Origin of the sequence: Pseudomonas sp. 14A, assembly GCF_018132745.1 — a bacterium.
In the GTDB taxonomy this organism is placed as follows: Bacteria; Pseudomonadota; Gammaproteobacteria; order Pseudomonadales; family Pseudomonadaceae; genus Aquipseudomonas; species Aquipseudomonas mercuritolerans.
On sequence record NZ_JAGRQJ010000011.1, the window covers coordinates 1 to 23,873 of the forward strand.

Below are 23,873 nucleotides of genomic sequence, written 5' to 3' on the forward strand. Positions count from 1 at the left end.
AGTGCAACGAGGCTGCGATCTTTTGACTTTGATTTTTCAAGATCAAGAGATCGCAGCCTCGTTGCACTCGTCAGCTCCTACAGGGGAACCGTGTGGTTTCAGGAAGTTGCGCGGCGCTTGAGAACGAGGGTCAGGCCCAACCCGGTCACCGACAACAATGCCGCGCTGAAGAAGATCCACGAATAGCCCAGATTCAACGCCACCGCGCCCATCAGCGGACCGGCGATCGCCAACGCCAGATCAAAGAACACCGCATAAGCTCCCAGCCCCGATCCGCGACTGGAACTCGGCACCTGTTTGATCGCTTCAACGCCCAGCGCCGGGTACACCAGAGACAGCCCAAACCCCGCCAGCCCTGCGCCCATCAACGCATACGCAGTGGAGGGCGCCAGCCACAACATCACCAGGCCGACAGTTTCCACTGACATGCAAACGATGGCCGAGGCAAACCCGCCAAACCGGGCAATTGCCGAGATGAACAACAGCCGCGAGAGAATGAAGCACACGCCAAACACGGTCAGGCAATAGGCCGCGCCGGTCCAGCCTCGGTTGAGGTAGTAAAGAGTGATGAAGGTGGTCAGCGTGCCGTAGCCGATCGAGGCGAGGGTCAGGCTGGTGCCGTACGGCGCAATCTTGCCGAACACCGCCCAGAATGACAGGCGCTCGCCACGAATCACCGGCACCGAAGGCTTGTTGCGGATCAACCACAGCGCACCTGCCGCCAACGCCGACAGCGCGATGCCAAGGCTGACAAAACCATATTCGGCAACCATCACCACGCCCAAAGGCGCGCCAATAGCAATCGCGCCGTAAGAAGCGATGCCGTTCCAGCCGATGGATTTCGCCGTATGTTCGACCCCGACCTGGCCCATGCACCAACTGATGGTGCCGACGCCGATCAAGCCTTGGGCGATACCGAGCAGCAGTCGCCCGGCAATCAGGATCAACAGACTGGTCAGCGGAAAACTTTGCAGCAAGGTCGACAGCAACGTCAGCGCGCCACTGAGGACAATCCCCCACAAGCCATAAATGATCGCCCGCTTGGTCCCGAGCGTGTCCGACATGCGCCCGGCCATTGGCCGGCTGAGCAGGGTGGCCAGATACTGCGAGCCGATCACCAGCCCGGCAATGACCGCGCTGAAACCCAGTTGCTCATGGACGTAACCGGGCAATACCGCAATCGGCAGGCCGATGCAGAGGAAGGCGATAAAGGTGTAGAAAACGATGGAGACGATCTGCAGGGTGATCGCCAGGGAGCTTTGCGGTGGCAGTGGCTGCGCAGACATGAGCACTCGTTCGCGGGCGGCGGTGGGAGAGTTGCTGACATCATGGCGCGGGGCCGGGATAAAAGAAAGCAGGCTAACTACTTTCCCTTGGGATTGATGGGGCTGCTGACGGCCCCTTCGCGAGCAGGCTCGCTCCCACATTTGAAATGCATTCCCCCTGTGGGAGCGAGCCTGCTCGCGAATATCTGCGCACCCACCATTCCCAACCGCCGAATGCAAAAAGCCCCGTCACAGAGGACAGGGCTTTTAACTTGCAGCTTGCCGCTGGAAACTCGCAGCTGCCCTTAAAACACGACGCCCTGGCTACGCAGGTAGTCGTCATAAGTGCCGCTGAAGTCGGTCACGCCGTTCGGGCTCAGCTCGATGATGCGCGTGGCCAGGGACGATACAAACTCACGGTCGTGGCTGACGAAAATAAGCGTGCCCGGGTAGTTTTCCAGCGCCAGGTTCAGCGCCTCGATCGATTCCATGTCCAGGTGGTTGGTCGGTTCGTCCATGATCAATACGTTCGGCTTTTGCAGGATCAGCTTGCCGAACAGCATGCGGCCTTGCTCACCACCGGAGATGACCTTGACCGACTTGAGGATCTCGTCGTTGGAGAACAGCATCCGGCCCAAAGTACCGCGAATCATCTGCTCGCCCTGTGTCCACTGACCCATCCAGTCGAACAGGGTGACGTCGTCTTCGAAGTCGTGAGCGTGGTCCTGAGCGTAGTAACCCAGTTCAGCGGCGTCGGTCCATTTCACGCTACCGGCATCCGGGGTCAGTTCGTTGACCAGGGTGCGCAGCAGGGTGGTCTTGCCGATACCGTTCGGGCCGATGATCGCAACGCGCTCGCCGGCTTCAACCTGGAAGCTGAAGTCCTTGAACAGTGGCTTGCCATCGAAACCCTTGGCCATTTTCTCGACCATGACCGCCTGACGGTGCAGCTTCTTGTTCTGTTCGAAACGAATGAACGGGCTGACGCGGCTGGAAGGCTTGACCTCGGCCAGCTGGATCTTGTCGATCGCCTTGGCGCGGGAGGTGGCCTGCTTGGCTTTCGAGGCGTTGGCCGAGAAGCGGCTGACGAACGATTGCAATTCGGAAATCTGCGCTTTCTTCTTGGCGTTGTCCGACAGCAGCTGCTCGCGGGACTGGGTCGCCACGGTCATGTATTCGTCGTAATTGCCCGGGAACAGACGCAGCTCGCCGTAATCCAGGTCAGCCATGTGCGTGCACACGCTGTTCAGGAAGTGACGGTCGTGGGAGATGATGATCATCAGGCTGTTGCGCTGGGTGAGGATGTTTTCCAGCCAGCGAATGGTGTTGATGTCCAGGTGGTTGGTCGGTTCGTCGAGCAACAGCACTTCCGGATCGGAGAACAGTGCCTGCGCCAGCAACACGCGCAGTTTCCAGCCTGGCGAAACTTCGCTCATCGGGCCGAAATGCTGTTCCAGCGGAATACCCAGACCCAGCAACAATTCACCGGCGCGGGATTCGGCGGTGTAGCCGTCCATCTCGGCGAATTCGGTTTCCAGCTCGGCAACGGCCATGCCGTCTTCTTCGGACATTTCCGCCAGCGAGTAGATGCGATCGCGCTCGGCCTTGACCTTCCACAGCTCTTCGTGACCCATGATCACGGTGTCGATCACGGTGAATTCTTCGTAGGCGAACTGATCCTGGCGCAGCTTACCCAGACGCACGTTCGGCTCGAGCATGACCTGACCGCCGGACGGATCGAGATCGCCGCCGAGGATTTTCATGAAGGTCGACTTGCCGCAACCGTTGGCACCGATCAGGCCGTAGCGATTGCCTGCGCCGAATTTGACCGAAACGTTTTCGAACAGCGGCTTGGCGCCAAACTGCATCGTGATGTTAGCTGTGGAGATCAATTACCTTACCTATCAATGGGTTAGAGCTGGTCTGTGGTGCCTGGTACCGGACTTGAGTACCAATCTGGAGCTTTTCCAGCTCCCCCCAGTCTGTGCTTGAGTTGAGCCAACGCGCATAAGCCGTCCGCAACTGGGGCCGTTGAAGGCAAGCTGCTGAGCGACGAGTACGGGGTTCTTGTTGGACATTGGCGCGCATTGTCGCATAACTCAGACGGCAGTTATATGGCAGGCAAACGGACGTACGCATCGGCTCGTCCGAGAAGCGATCGATATCCGCTGATCAAAATCTCGAAAACCCGAATGAACTCACTCGACCATTTTCACTTCGGAAAGTGGAGCAGTAGCCATTTTCGTTCAAACGAGTGAGGACCAAGCCATGCGAGCAATGACCTATCACGGCGCCCATGACGTGCGCGTCGAAACCGTACCGGACCCGAAACTTGAAGCCGCCGACGACATCATCCTGCGCGTCACGGCTACCGCCATCTGCGGATCGGACCTGCACCTGTATCGAGGCAAAATACCCACCGTCGAGCACGGCGATATCTTTGGCCATGAGTTCATGGGCATCGTCGAAGAAACCGGCCCAGCCGTCACGGCGGTGCAGCGCGGCGACCGTGTGGTGATTCCGTTCGTGATCGCCTGTGGCGATTGCTTTTTCTGTCAGCAAGAGCTTTACGCCGCCTGCGAGACCACTAATGAAGGCCCCGGCGCGGCGCTGAACAAGAAAATGATTCCGCCGCCAGCAGCGCTGTTCGGCTACAGCCGTCTGTATGGCGGAATTCCCGGTGGCCAGGCGGAGCTGGTGCGCGTACCGAAAGCCAACACCGGGCCGTTCAAGGTGCCGGGTACGCTGTCGGACGAGAAAGTGTTGTTTCTCTCTGACATCCTGCCGACTGCCTGGCAGGCGGTGATCAACGCCGGCGTCAAACAGGGTTCGAGTCTGGCGATTTATGGTGCCGGGCCGGTCGGTCTGCTCACCGCAGCCTGCGCCAGGATGCTCGGCGCTGAGCAGATCTTCATGGTCGACCATCACCAGTACCGCCTCGATTACGCCCAGCGCACCTACGGCGTGATTCCGATCAACTTCGATGAAGACGATGACCCGGCTGACACCATTACCAGCCAGACCCCGGGCCATCGCGGCGTCGATGCGGTGGTCGATGCCGTAGGCCTTGAAGCCAAGGGCAGCACCACCGAAACCGTCATGGCTACACTCAAGCTTGAAGGCAGCAGCGGCAAAGCCTTGCGCCAATGCATCGCTGCCGTTCGGCGCGGTGGAGTGGTCAGCGTTCCGGGCGTATATGCCGGGTTCATCCATGGCTTCATGTTCGGCGACGCTTTTGACAAGGGCCTGACCTTCAAAATGGGCCAGACTCACGTACAGCGTTTTCTGCCGGAGCTACTTGGCTACATCGAAACCGGCAAGTTGCAGCCCGAAGCGATCATCACTCACAGGCTGTCGCTGGAACAGGCGGCCGAGGGCTACAAGATCTTCAATAAAAAGCAGGAAGAATGCCGCAAGGTGATTCTGACCCCGGGTGGAAGCGATGTTCCGCTGGCGCAGCTGGATGAAACCACACCGTTCGCACCGGCCACCTGAAACCGAGGAGTTTTCATGGCGCTACCGTCATCTTCATTCGCAGCTCCCGTACGCGCATGGTTCGTCAGCCTGTCGCGTACGGGCTGGGGAGGGCGCATTTTCTGGCTGACCCTGGTCGGTGTAACCGTGTTGCTGCTGATCAGCGGCTACACCGGTCTGGTCAGTACCGGGCGCGACACCTTGCGCCTCGCCAGCCTGGGCGGGCTATCGGGTTTCGCGGCCACGGCAGTCGGTGCGTTATTGGCCTTGGCTTTGCGCGCGATTACTTCACGAACCCAGGACACCATGCTCGGGTTCGCGGCGGGGATGATGCTGGCCGCCAGCTCTTTTTCACTGATCCTGCCGGGCATTGCGGCGGCGAAGGAGGCCGTGAGCAGTCCCATGCTCGCCGCTGCCGTCGTTGTGGCCGGCATGGCTTTGGGCGTGGCGTTGATGGTCGGCCTTGACCGCTTCGTCCCCCACGAACATGAAAAAAGCGGCCGGCGCGGGCCGGAAGCCAAGCGCTTCAATCGGGTCTGGCTGTTCGTGCTGGCGATCACCCTGCACAACCTGCCGGAAGGCATGGCGATCGGCGTCAGCTTCGCCACCGGCGACATGAAAATCGGCTTGCCGCTGACCACTGCGATCGCCATTCAGGACATCCCCGAAGGTCTGGCTGTGGCGTTGGCGCTGCGGGTGACCGGCATTTCCGCCGTGCGTGCAGCGTTGATCGCCGCCGCTTCAGGATTGATGGAACCGTTGGGCGCGATCATCGGATTGGGCATCACCAACAGTTTTGCGTTGGGCTTTCCGGTGGCGATGGGCCTGGCCGCCGGCGCGATGATTTTCGTGGTGTCCCACGAAGTTATTCCGGAAACTCACCGCAACGGTCACGAAACGCCTGCCACGCTTGGGCTGATGCTCGGCTTCGGCGTGATGATGTTTCTCGACACGGCTTTGGGTTAGCCAACCGACGCACACCACTGAGCGCATCGCCCCGCACAAAAAAGGAATTTTTTTCAGCGCCAATCACTCTTTCGTTTATAGGCAATGCCAATAACGCAGGGGAATGAGTCATGTCGCTGATCGAAATCCCGACCAGGAAGTCTTCGGGTAAAACATCCATGCCGGCGGATACCGAGCGCCGGCTCTATGACCGATTGTTGGCAGAAGACTCCACGGCTGACCGTGCGGCACTGGACTTTCTCCGTCGGCAACTGAGCAAGGCGGCTGCGCTGTCTGACGATTTGCCGGCCAGCGCCGAAGAGCTGCTGCAATGGTCGGAAACCCGGTGCGCCAGAGTTGCTGCCGAATACGCTGAGTACCTCGAACAACGCCAGCAAGGTGCACCACGGCGCTATTTCCGCAACAAGTCACACGCGTTGTATTTCATCTTGCATGTGGCACCGACCAAAGAGGTCGATGGCGCTTGGCTGGCCGGGTTGCTGCCGCAGTGGCAGGATCCGCGTTTCGACGATTTGCTCGATACCTATCTGGAAGAGTTGGGCGAAGGTGTTCCTCGGCAGAACCATGTGGTGATCTATCGCAAACTGCTTGCCGAGCATGACTGCTCTGATCTGAGCGGTCTTGCCGACGAGTATTTTCTGCAAGGCGCGGTGCAGTTGGCACTGGGACGTTTCGGCGGGCAGTTTCTGCCTGAAGTTATCGGTTTCAATCTTGGCTACGAACAACTGCCGCTGCATCTGCTGATCAGTGCTTATGAATTGGCAGAGCTGGGCATCGATCCGCACTATTTCCGTCTGCATGTGACCATCGACAACGCCAGTACCGGGCACGCGCGCAAGGCTGTGCAATCAATGCTCGAACTGATGCCGCTGGGCGAAGAGCGCGATGAGTTCTATCGGCGCATGGCCGTCGGTTATCGCCTCAATGATGTCGGCAAAGGCACAACCGCCGTGATTACAGAGTTCGATCTGGACCACGAAGTCATCGCCATGCTTGAGCGCAAGGCTGTCTTTGGCCGGCACATGCATTCCGATTATTGCCGCATCGAAAACCGCACCATCAATCAATGGCTGGCCACGCCGGGGCAAATGGGCGAATTCCTCGCAGCTCTGGAGCGCAAGAGCTGGATCAAGCGCGGCGAGGCGGTGGAAGAAAGTCGCTTCTGGCGTTTGATCGACGGTAGCGATGCGGCGATGTTCGGGGTGTTCAACGGCTATGAGAAACAGCTGCTGCGCGACTGGATCACTCAGGATTGCCCGGCATCTCGCCCTCGGCCTTACGTACGCCGCGAAGCTGCGGTAGAGGAAACCTTTGACGATGATGCCGATCTGCTCAATCTGGAAGCGGCACTGGCCGACAAACCTGCCGCCGAGCAAATGGCGTTGTTGATGCCTTGGCTGCAACCGCAGCGACACTGGCGCCCGGCCGGACTTTTCGCGACGCGTCGCTTCATCCAACTGCGCGCCCGCTTGCGTTGAAACAAGGAGGCTTCATGTCGGCACAAGAAACATCGGACAGAGCGCTGTTCGAGCTGGGCAAGCGTTTGCTCGACAGCGGCTATCACTTCATCACCCCAACGCCGTTGACCCACGAACGATTTCTGCAGCGCTTTGCCACGCCGTTGGCGAAAGATCTGCGCGATGTGTTTGGTTGGTCGATGCCGTTTCCTGCTGAGCTGTTCAGCGCAGACGAACTGGCCACGCTGGAACAGGCCGGCGTAGTTGAACTCGATGGCGCGGTGTGGCGCAGTCATGTGCGCTGGTCGACGCTGAATGACCGGATATTCGCCCATTCGGCATTTCCGACCACCGCGAGCGATGCGGTGTTCTTTGGCCCGGACACTTATCGTTTTGCTCAGGCCATCGAAGCGCAATTGCAGCAACGTTTTTCGCCGATCAGGCGCGCTGTGGACATCGGCTGCGGCAGCGGTGCCGGGGCGGTGTTGATCGCCAAGGCACGGCCGGATGCCGACGTGCTGGCGGTCGACATCAATCCGCGGGCGCTGCGCATGAGTGCGGTCAACGCCGAGCTGGCGGGCGCAAACAATGTGTCGGTGTATCACAGCGATCTGCTCGCCAGTGTCGAAGGGCAGTTCGATCTGATCATCGCCAATCCGCCGTACATGAACGACGAACAACAGCGCGCCTATCGCCACGGCGGCGGGGCGCTGGGTGAGGGTTTGTCGGTGCGGATCGTGCGTGAGGCGTTACCGCGTCTGGAAGTCGGCGGCACGTTGCTGGTGTACACCGGCGTGGCGATCGTCGCCGGGCAGGATCCGTTCCGCGAGGCTGTGGCGCCTCTGCTCAAGGGCGAACGTTTTGGCTGGACTTATCGCGAACTCGATCCGGATGTGTTCAGCGAGGAACTGCTCAAGCCTGAATATGAGCGCGCCGAGCGAATCGCCGTGGTCGCACTGACGGTAACCCGCGAGCAGTGACCGATAGTTGGGCCACTGCTCGCGCGGTGGCCTTCAGCGATTTCTGATGCGCGAGATCGTCAGCAGGCAAACCCCTACCAGCATTGCCGCACCGGCTACCAGCAGCGGTGAAGGGCGTATCGGCAGGCGCGAGATGCGCTCGACCCGCCCCTCAACCGAAGAACGCACCGCAGCGGCAGGTTCAGCCTGATAGGGCGCTTCTTCGATCTCCAGGCGCAAGCCGTCCGGCATTTCCAGCGTCAGGCCCTCGATGGTCCCGGCAATTCTGTCCGGATACACCGGCTCACCGGTCGGGTCGAGCTGGTCGTAAAAAAATGTCTGCCCTTCAAGCCAGCCGATCGCGGTCTGCAATTCGGGTCCCAGGTAATACTTGCCATCGAGAAAAAAGCCAGAGAATTGCGGCGCGCGTTCGACACTTTCAATGCGATAGCGCTGACCTGGTTTCATACCGGTTTGCGGGGCGATCATGAGGGTTCCTCCCATTGTTGATAAGCGATAGAGGAGTGCGTACGAAGCGTGGTTCCATCGAATTGAGCAATGGCCGTTGCGCCTGTTTTTCATGTACCGCAGCTATTACACAAAAGATCTGCAAGACAGTTTTTCACACTTGAGAGTTCACTACCGGTTACAAAGTGTGGCTAAAATGCCACCCTTCACCGAGCGCCCGGAAACGGCGCGGGCCAAGGACGCGCCCTGTGCATCAAGACCGCTGCATAAGACGCTGGGCTCAAGGCCGCCACGCGCGCAGTTTGTTCACTTTTGACGTGTGACTCTTTTCCGTGAAACTCATCATTGCCGCTGTTTATGTCATTTCAATTGCCTACGTCCACCTGCGTGGACGCGTGCGCCACAAACTGGGCCGGCAATTGAGTGACCATTCGACGTTTCTCGCCCCGATCAATTGCTTTCTCTATCTGTTTTCGAAGATTCCCAACAAGCCCTATCTGAACCCGGCAGACTTTCCCGATCTGAGCCCGTTGCAGGCGCACTGGCAAGAGATTCGCGAGGAAGGCCAGAATCTGTTGCGTGCCGGTGAGATCAAGCGCTCGAATCAGTATGACGATGTCGGCTTCAATTCTTTCTTCAAGACTGGCTGGAAGCGCTTCTACCTCAAGTGGTACGGCGACAGTCACCCCTCGGCGATGAAGCTGTGCCCGCGCACCACCGAACTGGTGCAAAGCATCGGCTCGATCAAAGCGGCAATGTTTGCCGAGCTGCCACCGGGCTCGAAGCTTGTCCGTCATCGCGATCCTTATGCCGGTTCCTACCGTTATCACCTGGGCCTGGATACGCCGAATGATCCCGGCTGCTACATCAACGTCGACGGCGAGAACTATCACTGGCGCGATGGCGAAGCGGTGATGTTCGACGAGACGTTTATTCATTACGCAGAAAACACCACGGATCAGAACCGAATCATTCTGTTCTGCGACATTGAGCGTCCGTTGAAATACCGCTGGGCCGCGGCGTTCAATCGCTGGTTCAGCCGCACCGTGATGTCAGCGGCAGGCGCGCCGAATGATGCGGGGGACAAGACCGGTGGGATCAACCGCTTGTTTACCAAGATCTACAAGATTCGTTTGCGCGGCAAAGAACTGAAGAAGCGCAACCGTACGCGTTACTACTTGGAAAAATGGGCGATTTTTGCCGCATTGTTGGCGATCTTTATTCTGATCTGAAAATTTCCGGAGTCAGTACCGGCCTCTTCGCGAGCAGGCTCGCTCCCACAATTTGCAATGCGTTCCCCTGTGGGAGCGAGCCTGCTCGCGAAGGCGGCCTTCAGCTGCAAATCATTTAGATCTGATTCAACACTCACTCCCCGGACGCCTTCCGAGTCTTCTTCGCCGGCGCCGCCTTGCTGGTTGATTTGGCCTTGGGCTTGGCCGGTGCCTTGCCGCCGAGGCTGCGTTTGAGCAGCTCGGTCAAGTCGATAACATCGGCAGTCTTGCGCTCTTCCTCGCCAGTGGCGGTCTCGACATCCTCGATCTTGCCCTCGTGGGCTTTTTTCTCGACCAGCGCCATGATCTTGTCTTCGAACTCGTCCTTGTAGTCTTCAGGCGACCACTCCGAGGTCATGTCTTCAACCAAACGTTTGGCCATGTCCAGCTCACCCTTCGCCAACTGGGGCTTGGTCACTTCACTGCCCAGCGCCAGTTCATCAAGGCTGCGCACTTCCTGTGGCCAGCGCAGCTTCACCAGAACCAGCGCCGACTCCAGCGGCATCAACGCGGCCAGGTATTGGCGGGTATGCAGGACGACACGGGCGAGGGCGACCTTGTTGGTTTTGCTTAGCGTCTCGCGCAGCAACGCGTAAACCTTGCCACCGCGCTTGTCCGGCGCCAGGTAGTAGGGCGTATCGATGTTTTGCAGTGGAATCTGTTCGGCGTCGACGAAAGAAAAAATGTCGATGGTCTGCGTGGAAACGGGGTGCGCCGAGCGGATTTCTTCCTCGCTGAGCACCACGTATCGGCCCTTTTCGTAGGCCACGCCTTTGACGATGTTTTCTTTGGTGACTTCCTTGCCGGTGACCTTATTGATGCGTTTATAGCCCACCGGGTCCATGCTGCGGCTGTCGAGCCAATCGAAGTCCACGCCTTGGGACGACGTCGCTGAAACCAGCGCCACGGGGATGTGTACCAGTCCAAAACTGATTGCGCCTTTCCAGATTGCCCGAGCCATGACTTGTCCTCCGAGTGATGATCAGGTGACCCGTGGCGCGGTGAGAAAGTTTCCAGTGATTGCGCAGCGTCAAGCGGTACGGTCAAGCCGTGTTACATGTTGTTTAAGACGCGAGGGTTAACAAATCCGAACCCACGGCGTAGCGTGGGCTCCAAGGCTCTAGTCCACGCACATCGAGAGGTATTCCTCATGAACCGCTTTCTGATTGGCATCGCCGTCCTCGCCCTCAGTGGCGGTCTGGTGCATGCCGATGTCGTGCTGGCGCAAAGCCCCACCGGCAACAGCAATAACCCTTACAACAGCCCGATCCGCCGGGCCAACCCCAACAGCATGCAGGGCACCCAGCCCAGTGCTCCGCCCCTTCGCGGGCCGAACACCGTTCCCGTGCCACGTCAGCCAACCGTTGAAAATCGCGGTATCGGCAATGGCCAGCCCATTCGCTCGGTGCCGAGCAATCCGCCAACCTTCATTCCCAACCCGCCCCCACGGGGCACCGGCAGCAACCGTTGAACGGCGGGACTGAGGTCCTGTCAGCCTTTCACACGAACAAAAGGAATCGTGCATGTTGCGTAAAACCCTTATAGCCACCTGCTGCGCCGCCGCGCTGATAAGTGCCCCGGCCTTCGCCGCCGCGCCTAAAGAGCTGAAAAGCGAACAGGGCATTCTTGAAGTCACCACCATTGCCCAAGGCCTGGAACATCCGTGGGCGCTGGCGTTTCTGCCTGATCAGAAGGGCATGCTGGTGACCGAACGCCCGGGGCATCTGCGGGTCGTCAGCAAGGACGGCAAACTGTCGGAGCCGATCAGTGGCGTGCCGCAAGTCTGGGCCAAAGGGCAGGGCGGGTTGCTTGATGTGGCGCTGTCGCCAGACTTCAAGCAGGACCGTATGGTCTACCTGTCGTACGCAGAAGGCGGCGGTGAGGGCGGCAAGGCTGGTACGGCGGTAGGGCGCGGACGGCTTTCCGATGACCTGAAGACGCTGAAGGACTTCAATGTGATCTTCCGTCAGGAACCGAAACTATCGGTGAGCAACCACTTCGGTTCACGGCTGGTGTTCGATCGCGACGGGTATCTGTTCATCACCCTCGGCGAAAACAACGATCGGCCGACGGCGCAGGATCTCGACAAGCTGCAAGGCAAAGTCGTACGCATCTTCCCCGATGGCAAAGTGCCGGACGATAACCCTTTCGTTGGCCAATCCGGTGTCCGGCCTGAAATCTGGTCCTATGGCCTGCGCAACCCGCAGGGCGCGGCGCTCAATCCGTGGACCGGCACGCTGTGGGAGAACGAACACGGACCACGTGGCGGTGACGAAGTGAACATCATCGAGCGCGGCAAAAACTATGGCTGGCCGTTGGCGACCCATGGAATCAATTACTCGATGCAGCCGATTCCGGAAGCCCAAGGCAAGACTGCTGAAGGCACCGTGGCGCCGCACCATGTCTGGGAAAAATCCCCCGGGGTTACCGGCATGGCGTTTTACGATGCCGATCGCTTCACGCCGTGGCAGCACAACGCGTTTATCGGCGCACTGGTGACCCAGGAACTGATTCGCCTGCAATTTGATGGCGACAAAGTCGTGCATGAGGAGCGTTTGCTGGGTGAGTTGAACAAGCGGATACGCGATGTGCGCCAAGGGCCGGATGGCTATCTGTATGTGCTGACGGACGAAGAGAATGGTTCGCTGTACAGGCTGGGGCTGAAATGATTGCGTGCGGTGAATGATCCGACGCCTTCGCGAGCAGGCTCGCTCCCACATTGAAATGCAGTCTCCCTGTGGGAGCGAGCCTGCTCGCGAAGAGGCCCGCATATTCCGCAGACTTGATCGTTCCCACGCTCTGCGTGGGAATGCAGCCCGGGACGCTCTGCGTCCCAAAAGATCGCAGCCTTCGGCAGCTCCTACATATGGGGCGCGCCAGTCAGTCCCGCATTTGGCCGAACCGCCGCCCCGTTGCCTTGTTATAGTTCGGGCCTTATTTCCCAGCCCGGTAAAGGATCACTGCCATGACTCAATACTCCGCCTTCAGCGTCGAACTGGCCGATAAAATCGCGCATGTGCAGATCAATCGCCCGGAAAAGATCAACGCAATGAACGCGGCGTTCTGGAGCGAGATTGTCGAGATCTTTCAATGGATCGACGATACCGACGAAGTCCGCGTGGTAGTCCTCAGCGGTAATGGCAAACATTTTTCTTCCGGCATCGACCTGATGATGCTTGCGGGTGTCGCCAATGAACTGGGCAAGGACGTGGGCCGCAATGCGCGCCTGTTGCGGCGCAAGATCCTCAATCTGCAAGCCTCGTTCAACGCCGTCGACAACTGCCGCAAACCGGTGCTTGCTGCGATTCAGGGCTATTGCCTGGGCGGGGCGATTGATCTGATCTCAGCCTGCGACATGCGCTACGCCGCCGAGGACGCGCAGTTCTCGATCAAGGAAATCGATATCGGCATGGCCGCTGACGTTGGCACATTGCAACGGTTGCCGCGAATCATCGGAGACGGCATGCTGCGTGAACTGGCTTACACCGGTCGCACCTTTGGCGCCGCGGAAGCACGCAGCATGGGCCTGGTCAACCGGGTCTACAGCGACAAGGACACGCTGCTCGAAGGCGTGTTCGACATCGCCCGGGACATCGCTGCCAAGTCGCCGATTGCCGTGACCGGCACCAAGGAAATGATCAGCTACATGCGCGACCATCGCATCGACGATGGTCTCGAATACGTTGCCACCTGGAACGCCGCCATGCTGCAATCCACCGATCTGCGCGTGGCCATGGCCGCCCATATGAGCAAACAGAAACCCGAATTTCTGGATTGAGTAAACATGACCTCTCGCTGGACCACTGCAGTACTCGACACCGATCAACCCGGCGGCTGGGCCGTAGCGCGCAGCCCGGAAGGCTTCCTGTTCGATGACAACGGCGCACTGTTCCCGCGCGAGTGGCTCAAGCGCCAGGATCTCTCGGTACTTGCTGAGCACGGTATTGGTCATCTCGATGGCGAGCCGGTGTATCTGCTCGAGTTGCGCAGCGTCAGCGAAGTGCCCGGTTGCGGCTGGAAAGGCTTGCGGGCGTTCATGCTAGAGAGCGATCACACCCTGTACAAAGTGCTCGGTTACGCCGCACAGATCGGCACCTGGGCGCGCGAGCATCGCTTCTGCGGCAACTGTGGCCAGCCGATGACGCAAGTACCGCGCGAACGAGCGATGTATTGCCAGCCGTGCGATCTGCGCAGCTATCCGCGCATCTCACCGAGCATGATCGTGCTGATCACCCGTGGCGACGAAATTCTTCTGGCACGCTCGCCGCGTTTCGTCACCGGGGTTTACAGCACGCTGGCCGGCTTCGCCGAGCCGGGAGAATCAGCCGAGGATTGCCTGATTCGTGAAGTTCGCGAGGAAGTGCAGATCGAAGTGAAGAACATCCAGTACATCGGCAGCCAGTGCTGGCCGTTCCCGCATTCGATGATGCTCGGCTTCCATGCCGAATATGCCGGTGGCGAGATTGTCTGTCAGGAAGACGAGATCGAAGACGCCCAGTGGTTCAACGTGCACGAGTTGCCGCCGTTGCCAGCGTCGCGTTCGATTGCCCGTTACCTGATCGACGTCTATGTGGCGCGGCGCTTAGGCCACGCTGAACCAGTGTTGCCAGGCTAGGCGCACGGTCAGGCCGAGCACTACGGTGATGAATACCGGACGAATGAATTTGGCGCCGCCGCTGATCGCGGTGCGCGCGCCGAAGAAAGCCCCGACCATCACCGACAGGCCCATGCACAGGCCGATGATCCAGTCGACTTGTCCGGAGAAGATGAACACCGACAGCGCCGCGATGTTGCTGACGAAGTTCATGCTCCGCGCCACGCCGCTGGCCTTGACCAGATCGATCGGGTACAGCAGCAGACTGCTCACCGTCCAGAACGCCCCCGTGCCGGGTCCCGCCACGCCATCATAGAAGCCGAGGCTGAAGCCTTGGGTCGATTGCCATTTCTTTTTGATCGGCGCGTCGCTGTCCAGCGGCGCTTTCGGCGTGCCGCCAAACAGCAAATACAGGCCACAGGCGAAGACGATCACCGGCAGCATTTTGTTCAGCCACTCGGCCGGCAGGTAATGCGCAACCACCGCGCCAGTGAGCGCACCGACCAGTGTGCCGACAATCGCGTGGGTCCACTGGCGTGGGTGGAACAGTTTGCGCTTGTAGAAGGTGAAGCTGGCGGTCGCCGAACCGAAGGTCGAGCTCAGCTTGTTGGTGCCTAGCACCAGATGCGGCGGCAGGCCCGCCGTCAGCAGCGCCGGCGTGGTCAACAGACCGCCACCGCCAGCGATGGCATCGATGAAACCGGCAAGGAAGGCAACAGCAGCCAGAATGGCCAGGGTGGTGAGGTCAACGCTGAGTTCGAAAGGCATGGAGTCGGCTTATTCGGCAAGGCGCAGAACATGGGCTGCGGGGAGGGCGGCTATGTTACCTGTATCGAACTGTTGCGGCGAGCCAGAGCATGCCATTGCCGATTGCATTTGGAATGCGTTCCCGTGCAGGAGCTGCCGAAGGCTGCGATCTCCTGGGGCGCAGAGCGTCCCGGTTGCTGCGCGTGGGAACGATCAAATCAAGATCAAAAGATCGCAGCCTTCGGCAGCTCCTACACAGGGGCGGGTTGGCTTTAGAGACCGAGCTCACTCAGCCCCGGATGATCATCCGGTCGGCGGCCCAGCGGCCAGTGGAATTTGCGCTCGCTTTCCTTGATTGGCATGTCATTGATGCAGGCATAGCGTTGGAACATCAGGCCGGTTTCATCGAACTCCCAGTTCTCGTTACCGTACGAGCGGAACCAGTTGCCCGAATCGTCGTGCCATTCATAGGCATAACGCACCGCGATACGTGTATCGGAGTAGGCCCAGAGCTCTTTGATCAAGCGATAATCCAGTTCCTTCGCCCATTTGCGCGTCAGAAAAGCCTTGGCCTCTTCGCGATTGTTGGCGAACTCGGCGCGATTGCGCCATTTGGTGTCGAGGGTATAAGCGAGCGAAACCTTTTCTGGATCGCGGGTGTTCCAGCCATCCTCGGCCAGACGCACCTTCTCGATGGCTGAAGCATGGTTGAACGGCGGCAATGGCGGACGTACCTGGGCTGCAGTCGACATGTTCAATCTCCTGTTTCATTTAATGTATGAACAACAAGTCCGGCTTGTTGAGAGTTACAGGCCCAATAACTTTCGCGCCATGCATTGCGCATTATCGGCGGCACTGTGATCACCCATCACAAGCGCTACGGTAATGGCGCCTTCAATCAGGATCAGCAACTGTCTGGCCAATAGTTGCGGATCCTCGGCACCATATTCGGTACACAGCTCGCACACGTAGTCGAGCAGCTTCTGTTTATGTTCTTTGGCCACCAGCCGCACTGGATCCTGCGGATCACCGGTTTCGCCACTGGTGTTGATAAAGGCACAGCCGCGAAAGCCTTCCGAGTCGAACCAACCCTTGAGCACTGTAAACAGGTTGAGCAGACGATCGGCCGGGGTTTCGGCCTGATCGACAGCATGTGTGAACCAGTGCATCCAGCGAATATCCCGTCGCTGAAGGGCTGCGACAACCAGTGCGTCCTTGTCGGCAAAGTAACGGTAAATGCTTTTTCTGGAGACGCCGGCGGTCTTCACCAGAAGATCCATGCTGGTGGCAGCGATGCCACTTTTGTAGATCAACTTTTCGGTGACATCCAGAATGATGTCGCGTGTCTCATTGCTGATTGATTCGTTCATGTGGCGAACAGTAGAACGAGTGTTCTCCTTGGTCAAGCGAATTTCTTCGGCGTGTGTGAAAACGCTTTCGCGAGCACGCTCGCTCCCACAGGGGAATGCATTTCAACGGTGGGAGCGAGCCTGCTCGCGAAGGGGCCATTACGGACACTGACAAGACCCGGCGCAGACGATGGTGTAAGCTCTCTAACTCTTCGGAATCGAACCTTGCGAGCCTTATGCCGTTGCTTTTCAAACGTTCTCTGCTGCCCAAACTGCGCAGCTTCGCGCTGACCGCCGAGGCGGTGAGCATTCTGTCCAGTGCCGCCGAATTCCGACGCTGCCTGCTCGAGCAAATCGCCGCAGCGACCCAGCGCATCTACATCGTCGCGCTGTATTTGCAGCAGGACGAAGCCGGCCAGGAAATCCTCGATGCCCTGCACGCGGCCAAGCTCAAGCGTCCCGAGCTGGAAATCGCCGTGGTGGTTGACTGGTTACGTGCCCAGCGCGGCCTGATCGGCGCGGGCAAGCAGCCGGGCAACGCCGCCTGGTATCAGGACATGACCCGCACGCACCAGAGCGAAGTGCCGATCTACGGCGTGCCGGTGCAGACCCGCGAGCTGTTCGGCGTGCTGCACCTCAAAGGCTTTGTGATTGACGACAAGGTGGTCTACAGCGGCGCCAGCCTGAACAACGTTTACTTGCACAAACTCGACAAGTACCGTTTCGACCGTTACCACGTGCTGCACAGTCGCGAGCTGGCGGATTCGATGCATCACCTGGTCAAGCATGGCCTGATCGAATCGAAAGCCGTGCACCGCCTCGACCTGCCCAACCTGCCGACTACCCGCAGCCTGCGCAACGACATCGGTGACCTGCGCAGCCGTCTCAAATACGCGACTTATGACACCGGCGCCGGCAGCACCAGCCGGGAAGGGCTGTCGGTCACGCCACTGCTCGGCGTCGGCAAGAACAACCCGCTGAACCGGGCGATTCTCGAGCTGATCGCCAGCGCGCAAAAGCAGCTGACTATCTGCACTCCGTACTTCAACCTGCCCCTGGGCGTGATCCGTGAGATCAATCGAGCGCTGGCCCGTGGCGTGAAGATCGATATCGTGGTCGGCGACAAGACCGCCAACGATTTCTACATTCCGCCGAGCGAGCCGTTCAAGGTGATCGCCGCGCTGCCGTATCTGTACGAGATCAGCCTGCGCCGCTTCGCCAAACGCCACCAGCACAGCATCGACAGCGGCCAGTTGAACCTGCACCTGTGGCGCGACGGTGACAACACCTATCACCTCAAAGGCATGTGGATCGATCAGCGCTACACCTTGCTGACCGGCAACAACCTCAATCCGCGCGCGTTTCGCCTCGACCTGGAAAACGCGCTGCTGATCGAAGACCCGAAAGGCGAGTGGCTGGAGCCAAGGGCGAAAGAGCTGGAGAATATTTTCCGCCATACCACGCGGATCGACAGTTTCCAGACCCTGGAGACACTGCCGGATTATCCGGCAGGGGTGGCGAAGTTTCTCAAGCGTGTCAGTCGGGTGAGGATTGAGCGGTTGTTGTACAGGATTCTCTAGAGCGTCCGGAATTGCTTTCGCGAGCAGGCTCGCTCCCACAGGGAAATGCATTCCAACTGTGGGAGCGAGCCTGCTCGCGAAGGGGCCAGACCAGAGGCTAAAAAATCAGTTCAGCCCCAACTTCCCGCGCATCATCGACAGATCCTCCGCCAGGGTATTCACCGGCCCGACCAGCGCTTTGCGGTCGTTGTCCTTGACCTTGTCATAGGTCTCAAACCCGCCATCCGCTGTCTTGTACTTGGCCAGAATCCGGTCGACCGTAGCGAAGTTCTTGTCGACTTTCGCTACAAACGCTTTGTCCTGCTGTTCGATCTGGGGGCGGAACAGGTCGACGATCTTCTTGGCGCCGTCGATGTTGCCCTGGAAGTCGTACAGGTCAGTGTGGCTGTAGCGATCCTCCTCGCCGGAAATCTTCGTCGCCGCCACTTCTTCCAACAGTGCGGCAGCGCCGCCAACGACTTTCTCCGGCGGGAAGGTCAGACCGGCCACACGGGTTTGCAGGTCCTGCACGTCTTTGTTCAAACCGTCGGCCAGTGCGTCCAGACCCTTGGTGGTTTTCTCCGCAAACAACGAATATTCGATGCGGTGGAAACCGGTGAAGTCTTCAGCCTTCACGCCTTTCTCGTGATCGTCGACGCGCGAGTCAATGGACGCATCGAGATCGCTGAACAGCTCGGCAATTGGCTCGATCGACTCGTAATACACCCGCGTCGGCGCGTAGAGCTTCTGCGCCGTTGCCAGATCGCCTTTCTTCACCGCGTCAGTGAACTGCTGGGTGTGGCTGGCCAGTTCATCGAGCTTTTCGGTGACGTAAATCTTGTAGTCCGACACCGGCCCCACCAGATCCAGCGGCGCAGTCGCGGCGAACGCCACCAGCGGGGTGTTGAGCAAACCAAGGGTCAGCAATAACGCGAGTGGCGTCTTTTTCATGGGGCGGCTCCAGTGTCGGTTGGGTGTCATGCGGTTTTGTTTTGGGAGGTCGCAGCGAGTAACGAGCGACCGATGAAATCGTCATCGCCGGTCACGCCGGGCAGGGTGAAGAAGTAACCGCCGCCGACCGGTTTGAGGTATTCCTCAAGCGGTTCGCCGTTGAGGCGGGTTTGCACGGTGATAAAGCCTTTTTCCAGATCGGCCTGGTAGCAGATGAACAGCAGGCCCATGTCGAGCTGGCCGTTCTTGTTGACGCCGTTGGAATAGTTGAACGGCCGGCGCAGGATCAGATTGGCCTGGGTCGCGGCGGTGCGCGGGTTGGCCAGACGAATGTGCGCGTCGAGCCTGGTCAGCTTGCCGGCCGGGTCTTTGCTGTAATCCGGCACTTCGCTTTCGCTGTGGCCACCGATCGGCGCGCCACTGCTCTTGACTCGGCCGAGAATGCTTTCCTGCTCCTGCAACGGCGTGCGATCCCAGCGCTCGACGAAGTTGCGGATGATGCGCACCGCTTGATAACTGCCGTGGGCAGCCCAGGCCGGTTCGTCACTGTCCGGTTGTACCCAGACGATATGCTCCATGGCCTTGGCGTCGTTGGAATCAGGGTTGGCCGAGCCATCGCGAAAACCGAGAAAGTTGCGCGCCGACTGCGCCGGCACACCGGGTTTGGCCGGGGCTTGTGGCGGGACGCTGCCTTCCTGTTTCCAGCGCACCAGAAGCAGGTCAGGCAGGTTTTTGACGATGTCGCGCAGGGCGTGAATGTTGGTGTCGGCGGTGTTGGCGCAGAACTGCAGGCTCAGATCGCCATGGCAGCAATCAGCGTCCAGCGCATCATTGGGAAAGCCGACCATGCGTTGCAGGCGCTTGGGCTTCACCGCTGCCAGACCGAAGCGTTCGTCGAACAGCGAGTCGCCGACGGAAACGGTGATGGTCAGATTGTCCGGGGTGACCACCGGACCGAGGATGCCGGAATCCGGCGGCGGCAGTTTCGGGTCGATCTGCGCAACCGGGCCGCCCTTCATCAAAAACGCGATGCGTTCGTTGAGGGTGCGGAACAGCCGCTCGAGGTCTTCGCGATCGCTGGCCAGCACATCGAACGCCACCAGCATTCCGGAGGCCGGGCGCGGGGTGACGATGCCGGCCTGGTGCACACCGTGGAAGTCGTGGCGGTCTTCGGTCTTGTCGCTGCTCGGCGCTTCGGTGACTTGCGCAGGCTGCGCGGCCATGGCCGGGCAGCTCAGCGCCGATCCGGCAAGGGCGACACCGGCGGCGCCCATGCCCATCAGCACGCGGCGCCGTTGCAGGTTGAGAGGTTCTGAATCGTTCATCTGTCGTGGTCTTCTGCTTACAGGCCGGAAAGGCCGAGGGCGGGGTCGATGCCATCCATTGCCGCGGCCAGAGCCTTGGCTTTGGCGGCGATCTGCTGGCGTTGCGCGGCGGTCACGGCGTCGTAACTGACGTAGCCATCGGCGGATTTGAACGCGTTGAGCTGGTTGTCGAAGTCACTCATGGCCTGGTCGACATTCGCCAACACGTCAGCGGCGGATTTGCTCAGCATCGGGCGCAACAGGTCGACGACCTTGCGCGCGGTCTGCGCGTTGGCGGCGAAACCGTTGAGATCGCTGTGGCTGTAGCGTTCTTCCTCGCCGCTGCCGGCGCGCACATCGGCGAGGCTGTTGAGGTTGCGCACGAGGATGCTGACCAGTTGCTCTGGCGGCAGCGACTGCGCGAGCAACTGTTGCTTGAGGGTGGTGACATCTGCGAGCAAGCGCTGGGCAATCGGCGCGACATCGTCGAGATTGCGCTGCTGGAACAGCGCGTATTCGAGGCGATGGAAACCGACGAACGCCGGATCCTGCTCGCGCTTTTCGAAATAATCGGCGCGGGCATTGATCTGATTGTCCAGCTCGGCCAGGCGCTGCGCCGCCGGCGCCAGACGCTGATAAGCGGCACGCGCCGGCAGGTACAACGCTTGCGCCTGCGCCAGATCGCCACTGGCGATCGCCTGATTCAGCGCCGTCACCGCTTTGATCAATGCGCTGCCCTGAACGGCCAGATACACGCGAAATTCCGACAGCGGCCCGACGAAAGCCACCATCGATGGCTTGGCCTTGGCGGCGGCATCGGAAGCGGCCGTCGGTGTGACGTGCAAAGTGCCGCGCGGGTTGCTGAGCAAGCCGCAGGTGATCGCATAGTCGCCCGGTTGCAGATTGGCGTTGATCACCTGGCTCAGGCCCGGCGCGATGTTTTCCCGCTCTTCGACCACCAGCACGCCGTCGAGAATTTCCCACTCGACCGCACGCTCGGAGCGGTTGACGATGCGGAAACTGGCGCGGCCGGCGGGCACGGTCAGTGCGTTCGGCTCGCAACTGTGCGGGTGGATGTTAACGACGATTTCGTCGTGGTTGTGCTGACGCTTGGCGGCGGCCATGTTCGAGGCGTACCAGAACAGCCCGCCGGCGGCGATCATCAGCAGCACCGAGCCGGCCAGCGCCCAACGCAGGGCCGGAGGGGTTTGGATAGTAGACATGAAGGGCCTTATTGGCTGGAAACGGAAGTGGTTGGCGTCGCCTGGCGAGGCGCGGGCATGAAGAACATCACCAGTGCCAGCAGCAGATAAATCAGGTACGCGCCCAAGGTGCTGACGGTCGGCGCATCCTGATAACCGAACATGCCGGCCAGCACCGAGCCCAGCGGGCCGTCCATCGGCAGCGTCGCGCTGAAGTCGAACAGCACCGTTTGCAGGTGATTCCACAGCCCGGCTTCATGCAGCGCCTGCACCGAGTTGGCGAGAATCCCGGCGGCGACCACGAGGATGAACAATCCGGTCCACTTGAAGAACGCCGAGAGATTGAGGCGCATGCTGCCGCTGTAGATCAGGAAACCGACGATCACCGCCAGAATCAGGCCGAGCAGGGCGCCAATCGGTGCGCCCGGGCCTTCGCTTTGCTGGAACACGGCGAGCAGGAAGAACACCGTTTCCAGGCCCTCGCGAGCGACGGCGAAGAAAACCATGGCGATCAATGCAATCACCTGATGCCTGGATTGCGTCAGCGCCTGATCCAGCGAGGCTTGCAGCGAGTGCTTGATCGACCGCGCGACCTTGCGCATCCAGAACACCATCGAACTGAGAATGCCCACGGCGACCAGACCGACCACGCCTTCGAACAGCTCCTGCTGCTTTTGCGGGAATTCAGCGCTCACCAGCTCCAGGCCACCACCGACCAGCAGGGCAAGGGCGGCGGCGAGGAAGACGCCGACCCATACCGCTGGCATCCATTGGCCACGGCCGGTCTGCTGCAAATAACTGGCAATGATGCCGACGATAAGCGCGGCCTCGATGCCTTCGCGCAACATGATCAAAAAGGGAACGAGCATTGGCGAGCCACAGCGATTTAGATAGGAGGCTAAGTTGTAACATAATGACACTCATTCCCAAATGGCATTCATTGACATTTAGCTGAACCTTAGCTGAACAACTGTGATTCCTGTGGGAGCGAGCCTGCTCGCGAATTCGGTATGCCTGTGACATTTCTTTATCTGACACACCGCGTTCGCGAGCAGGCTCGCTCCCACATTGGCCCTGCGGTGACTTCAGCAGCTGGGTTAAGATGCCCACCACCCAAAAAACAACAAGGCTCACCTCGCTCCATGGCAGAAAAAGACACCATTGCCATTCAACTGGTGCGCGAAGCGCTGCTGCAAAGTTGTGCCCCGGGCGCGGCGACGGATGAGGCGTTGAGCAAGGTCGGCATCGATCCGGCTTTGTTAGCGGCCGATGAGGGCAGGGTGCCGGCCTCGCAATACGCCAGACTCTGGCGCCTGCTGGCACGACGCGGTGATGACGAGTTCTTCGGCATGGACCCACGCCCGCTCAAGTCCGGCAGCCTCGCGTTTCTGTGTCGCAGCGCAATGGCGCAACCGACGCTGGCGGCGGCGCTGGATACCGGTCTGACGTTCCTGTCGCTGATGCTGGAAAAACTGCCGGCGCAACTGGTGCATCAGCAGAGCCTGGCGGAAATCGTCCTGCTCGAAGATGACGCCGAACCGCGCCGCGCCTTTACCTATTTCACTTACTGGATGATCGTGCACGGCGTGGCGTGCTGGCTGGCCGGGCGGCGGATTCCGATTCTGGCGATTGAACTGCGCTGCGCCGAACCGGACTTCACCGACGACTATCGGGTGATGTTTTCGGAAAACCTGCGCTTCGAACGTCCGCGCACACGAATGATCTTTTCCGCTGATTGTCTCGATCTGCCGATCAAGCGCAGCGCTGAAGAACTCAAGCGCTTCCTGGCCCAGGCGCCGGCGAACATTCTGGTCAAGTACCGCGACCCCGACAGCCTGGCCAGCCGGATCAAGCACGATCTGCGGCAAGTGCCCGCCGAGCACTGGCCGGAAACCGAGGCGCTGGCCCAGCAACTGTGCATGTCCGCGTCGACCCTTCGCCGGCGACTGGCGGAGGAAGGGCAGACCTATCAGGGCCTCAAGGACAGTGTGCGCAAGGAGCTCGCAATCACCTGGCTGGCAGAGCCGTCGATCAGTTTCGTCGAGATCGCTGCACGGCTGGGTTTTGCTGATGCCAGTTCGTTCTACAAGGCGTTTCGCAAGTGGTCCGGGTCGAACCCGGGGCATTACCGCACACTGATCCTCAATGAGGTGGTCTGACCCGACGCCTTCGCGAGCAGGCTCGCTCCCACCCTTTGAAATGCATTCCGCTGTAGGAGCTGACGAGTGCAACGAGGCTGCGATCTTTTGATTTTGATTTTCACAATCCAGATCAAGATCAAAAGATCGCAGCCTCGTTGCACTCGTC

Annotated in this window: 22 protein-coding genes; 11 read left to right on the forward strand and 11 right to left on the reverse strand. The window is 59.8% G+C overall.

All coding sequences use genetic code 11. The features are described from left to right. Positions 1-98: 98 nt before the first annotated feature. Together PS14A_RS12315 and PS14A_RS12320 are read right to left on the reverse strand one after the other, a co-directional pair. Entirely contained in the window at positions 99-1,286 is a 1,188-nt protein-coding gene (locus PS14A_RS12315) for an MFS transporter (RefSeq protein ID WP_212616306.1), read from the reverse strand. Between the two features lie 284 nt (positions 1,287-1,570). Further along, positions 1,571-3,157 (reverse strand): ABC-F family ATPase, encoded by a 1,587-nt coding sequence (locus PS14A_RS12320; RefSeq protein WP_016774693.1) that lies wholly within the window; start codon positions 3,155-3,157, stop codon positions 1,571-1,573. Positions 3,158-3,533: 376 nt separating this feature from the next. Here PS14A_RS12320 and PS14A_RS12325 point away from each other — a divergent pair, with 376 nt between their 5' ends. From PS14A_RS12325 to PS14A_RS12340, 4 genes are all read left to right on the forward strand, one after another. Then, complete coding sequence (locus tag PS14A_RS12325) at positions 3,534-4,760, forward strand: zinc-dependent alcohol dehydrogenase (protein ID WP_125916236.1); 1,227 nt, start codon at positions 3,534-3,536, stop codon at positions 4,758-4,760. Between the two features lie 15 nt (positions 4,761-4,775). Next, positions 4,776-5,705 carry a ZIP family metal transporter gene (locus PS14A_RS12330; RefSeq protein WP_212616307.1) on the forward strand — a complete coding sequence of 310 codons (930 nt, stop codon included), beginning with the start codon at positions 4,776-4,778 and terminating at the stop codon, positions 5,703-5,705. Between the two features lie 158 nt (positions 5,706-5,863). Then, positions 5,864-7,183, forward strand: a complete 1,320-nt coding sequence (locus PS14A_RS12335) for an iron-containing redox enzyme family protein (protein ID WP_249121282.1) — start codon at positions 5,864-5,866, stop codon at positions 7,181-7,183. A gap of 14 nt (positions 7,184-7,197) precedes the next feature. Then, a complete protein-coding gene (locus PS14A_RS12340) occupies positions 7,198-8,142 on the forward strand; it encodes a class I SAM-dependent methyltransferase (RefSeq protein ID WP_212616309.1) in 945 nt (314 codons plus the stop codon). A 33-nt stretch (positions 8,143-8,175) separates the two neighbouring features. Here PS14A_RS12340 and PS14A_RS12345 read toward each other — a convergent pair whose 3' ends face one another. Continuing rightward, the gene (locus PS14A_RS12345; RefSeq protein ID WP_212616310.1) at positions 8,176-8,610 is read right to left on the reverse strand and encodes a short chain dehydrogenase; all 435 of its coding nucleotides are present in this window, start codon (positions 8,608-8,610) and stop codon (positions 8,176-8,178) included. Positions 8,611-8,921: 311 nt separating this feature from the next. On the opposite strand from PS14A_RS12345, the gene lpxO reads away from it, so the two are divergent. After that, positions 8,922-9,821 (forward strand): lipid A hydroxylase LpxO, encoded by a 900-nt coding sequence (lpxO, locus tag PS14A_RS12350; protein ID WP_041480397.1) that lies wholly within the window; start codon positions 8,922-8,924, stop codon positions 9,819-9,821. 133 nt (positions 9,822-9,954) lie between these two features. On the opposite strand, the gene PS14A_RS12355 is transcribed toward lpxO, so the two are convergent. Beyond that, entirely contained in the window at positions 9,955-10,821 is an 867-nt protein-coding gene (locus PS14A_RS12355) for a Ku protein (protein WP_039762960.1), read from the reverse strand. Between the two features lie 189 nt (positions 10,822-11,010). Between PS14A_RS12355 and PS14A_RS12360 the strand changes: the two genes are divergently transcribed. The 4 genes from PS14A_RS12360 to nudC all read left to right on the forward strand — a co-directional run bounded on the left by PS14A_RS12360 (position 11,011) and on the right by nudC (position 14,475). Then, complete coding sequence (locus tag PS14A_RS12360; RefSeq protein WP_041480395.1) at positions 11,011-11,331, forward strand: hypothetical protein; 321 nt, start codon at positions 11,011-11,013, stop codon at positions 11,329-11,331. Between the two features lie 52 nt (positions 11,332-11,383). After that, the gene (locus tag PS14A_RS12365; RefSeq protein ID WP_130910522.1) at positions 11,384-12,529 is read left to right on the forward strand and encodes a PQQ-dependent sugar dehydrogenase; all 1,146 of its coding nucleotides are present in this window, start codon (positions 11,384-11,386) and stop codon (positions 12,527-12,529) included. A gap of 296 nt (positions 12,530-12,825) precedes the next feature. Then, positions 12,826-13,638 carry a crotonase/enoyl-CoA hydratase family protein gene (locus PS14A_RS12370; RefSeq protein WP_130910521.1) on the forward strand — a complete coding sequence of 271 codons (813 nt, stop codon included), beginning with the start codon at positions 12,826-12,828 and terminating at the stop codon, positions 13,636-13,638. 6 nt (positions 13,639-13,644) lie between these two features. Further along, on the forward strand, positions 13,645-14,475 hold the full coding sequence (gene nudC / locus PS14A_RS12375) for an NAD(+) diphosphatase (RefSeq protein ID WP_130910520.1): 831 nt from the start codon (positions 13,645-13,647) through the stop codon (positions 14,473-14,475). Here the strand turns inward: nudC and PS14A_RS12380 are convergent. The 3 genes from PS14A_RS12380 to PS14A_RS12390 all read right to left on the reverse strand — a co-directional run bounded on the left by PS14A_RS12380 (position 14,443) and on the right by PS14A_RS12390 (position 16,571). Continuing rightward, on the reverse strand, positions 14,443-15,222 hold the full coding sequence (locus tag PS14A_RS12380; RefSeq protein WP_016774706.1) for a TSUP family transporter: 780 nt from the start codon (positions 15,220-15,222) through the stop codon (positions 14,443-14,445). The genes nudC and PS14A_RS12380 overlap by 33 nt on opposite strands. Before the next feature lie 251 nt (positions 15,223-15,473). Continuing rightward, a complete protein-coding gene (locus PS14A_RS12385; RefSeq protein WP_212616311.1) occupies positions 15,474-15,953 on the reverse strand; it encodes a nuclear transport factor 2 family protein in 480 nt (159 codons plus the stop codon). Positions 15,954-16,007: 54 nt separating this feature from the next. Next, a complete protein-coding gene (locus tag PS14A_RS12390; RefSeq protein ID WP_212616312.1) occupies positions 16,008-16,571 on the reverse strand; it encodes a TetR family transcriptional regulator in 564 nt (187 codons plus the stop codon). A 215-nt stretch (positions 16,572-16,786) separates the two neighbouring features. On the opposite strand from PS14A_RS12390, the gene pssA reads away from it, so the two are divergent. Then, on the forward strand, positions 16,787-18,130 hold the full coding sequence (gene pssA, locus PS14A_RS12395; RefSeq protein WP_123442500.1) for a CDP-diacylglycerol--serine O-phosphatidyltransferase: 1,344 nt from the start codon (positions 16,787-16,789) through the stop codon (positions 18,128-18,130). Between the two features lie 105 nt (positions 18,131-18,235). Here the strand turns inward: pssA and efeO (PS14A_RS12400) are convergent, their stop codons facing one another. Genes efeO (PS14A_RS12400) through efeU form a run of 4 tightly spaced genes read right to left on the reverse strand, consistent with a single transcriptional unit; the run spans position 18,236 to position 22,435 of the window. Further along, positions 18,236-19,060 carry an iron uptake system protein EfeO gene (efeO, locus tag PS14A_RS12400; RefSeq protein WP_212616313.1) on the reverse strand — a complete coding sequence of 275 codons (825 nt, stop codon included), beginning with the start codon at positions 19,058-19,060 and terminating at the stop codon, positions 18,236-18,238. Between the two features lie 26 nt (positions 19,061-19,086). Continuing rightward, positions 19,087-20,385, reverse strand: a complete 1,299-nt coding sequence (gene efeB / locus PS14A_RS12405; protein ID WP_212616314.1) for an iron uptake transporter deferrochelatase/peroxidase subunit — start codon at positions 20,383-20,385, stop codon at positions 19,087-19,089. A gap of 17 nt (positions 20,386-20,402) precedes the next feature. Next, the gene (efeO, locus tag PS14A_RS12410) at positions 20,403-21,587 is read right to left on the reverse strand and encodes an iron uptake system protein EfeO (RefSeq protein ID WP_249121281.1); all 1,185 of its coding nucleotides are present in this window, start codon (positions 21,585-21,587) and stop codon (positions 20,403-20,405) included. 8 nt (positions 21,588-21,595) lie between these two features. After that, on the reverse strand, positions 21,596-22,435 hold the full coding sequence (gene efeU, locus PS14A_RS12415; RefSeq protein ID WP_212616315.1) for an iron uptake transporter permease EfeU: 840 nt from the start codon (positions 22,433-22,435) through the stop codon (positions 21,596-21,598). 273 nt (positions 22,436-22,708) lie between these two features. On the opposite strand from efeU, the gene PS14A_RS12420 reads away from it, so the two are divergent. Further along, a complete protein-coding gene (locus PS14A_RS12420) occupies positions 22,709-23,725 on the forward strand; it encodes an AraC family transcriptional regulator (RefSeq protein ID WP_212616316.1) in 1,017 nt (338 codons plus the stop codon). The last annotated feature ends 148 nt before the right edge of the window (positions 23,726-23,873 follow it).

Coding starts and splice junctions, on each gene's coding strand:
- PS14A_RS12340 (WP_212616309.1), top strand. CDS start 7,198: ATGTCGGCACAAGAAACATCGGACAGAGCGCTGTTCGAGCTGGGCAAG.
- PS14A_RS12355 (WP_039762960.1), bottom strand. CDS start 10,821: ATGGCTCGGGCAATCTGGAAAGGCGCAATCAGTTTTGGACTGGTACAC.
- PS14A_RS12335 (WP_249121282.1), top strand. CDS start 5,864: ATGCCGGCGGATACCGAGCGCCGGCTCTATGACCGATTGTTGGCAGAA.
- PS14A_RS12370 (WP_130910521.1), top strand. CDS start 12,826: ATGACTCAATACTCCGCCTTCAGCGTCGAACTGGCCGATAAAATCGCG.
- efeB (WP_212616314.1), bottom strand. CDS start 20,385: ATGAACGATTCAGAACCTCTCAACCTGCAACGGCGCCGCGTGCTGATG.
- PS14A_RS12380 (WP_016774706.1), bottom strand. CDS start 15,222: ATGCCTTTCGAACTCAGCGTTGACCTCACCACCCTGGCCATTCTGGCT.
- PS14A_RS12420 (WP_212616316.1), top strand. CDS start 22,709: ATGGCAGAAAAAGACACCATTGCCATTCAACTGGTGCGCGAAGCGCTG.
- nudC (WP_130910520.1), top strand. CDS start 13,645: ATGACCTCTCGCTGGACCACTGCAGTACTCGACACCGATCAACCCGGC.
- PS14A_RS12385 (WP_212616311.1), bottom strand. CDS start 15,953: ATGTCGACTGCAGCCCAGGTACGTCCGCCATTGCCGCCGTTCAACCAT.
- efeO (WP_249121281.1), bottom strand. CDS start 21,587: ATGTCTACTATCCAAACCCCTCCGGCCCTGCGTTGGGCGCTGGCCGGC.
- PS14A_RS12330 (WP_212616307.1), top strand. CDS start 4,776: ATGGCGCTACCGTCATCTTCATTCGCAGCTCCCGTACGCGCATGGTTC.
- PS14A_RS12390 (WP_212616312.1), bottom strand. CDS start 16,571: ATGAACGAATCAATCAGCAATGAGACACGCGACATCATTCTGGATGTC.
- PS14A_RS12315 (WP_212616306.1), bottom strand. CDS start 1,286: ATGTCTGCGCAGCCACTGCCACCGCAAAGCTCCCTGGCGATCACCCTG.
- PS14A_RS12365 (WP_130910522.1), top strand. CDS start 11,384: ATGTTGCGTAAAACCCTTATAGCCACCTGCTGCGCCGCCGCGCTGATA.
- efeU (WP_212616315.1), bottom strand. CDS start 22,435: ATGCTCGTTCCCTTTTTGATCATGTTGCGCGAAGGCATCGAGGCCGCG.
- PS14A_RS12345 (WP_212616310.1), bottom strand. CDS start 8,610: ATGATCGCCCCGCAAACCGGTATGAAACCAGGTCAGCGCTATCGCATT.
- PS14A_RS12325 (WP_125916236.1), top strand. CDS start 3,534: ATGCGAGCAATGACCTATCACGGCGCCCATGACGTGCGCGTCGAAACC.
- pssA (WP_123442500.1), top strand. CDS start 16,787: ATGCCGTTGCTTTTCAAACGTTCTCTGCTGCCCAAACTGCGCAGCTTC.
- PS14A_RS12360 (WP_041480395.1), top strand. CDS start 11,011: ATGAACCGCTTTCTGATTGGCATCGCCGTCCTCGCCCTCAGTGGCGGT.
- efeO (WP_212616313.1), bottom strand. CDS start 19,060: ATGAAAAAGACGCCACTCGCGTTATTGCTGACCCTTGGTTTGCTCAAC.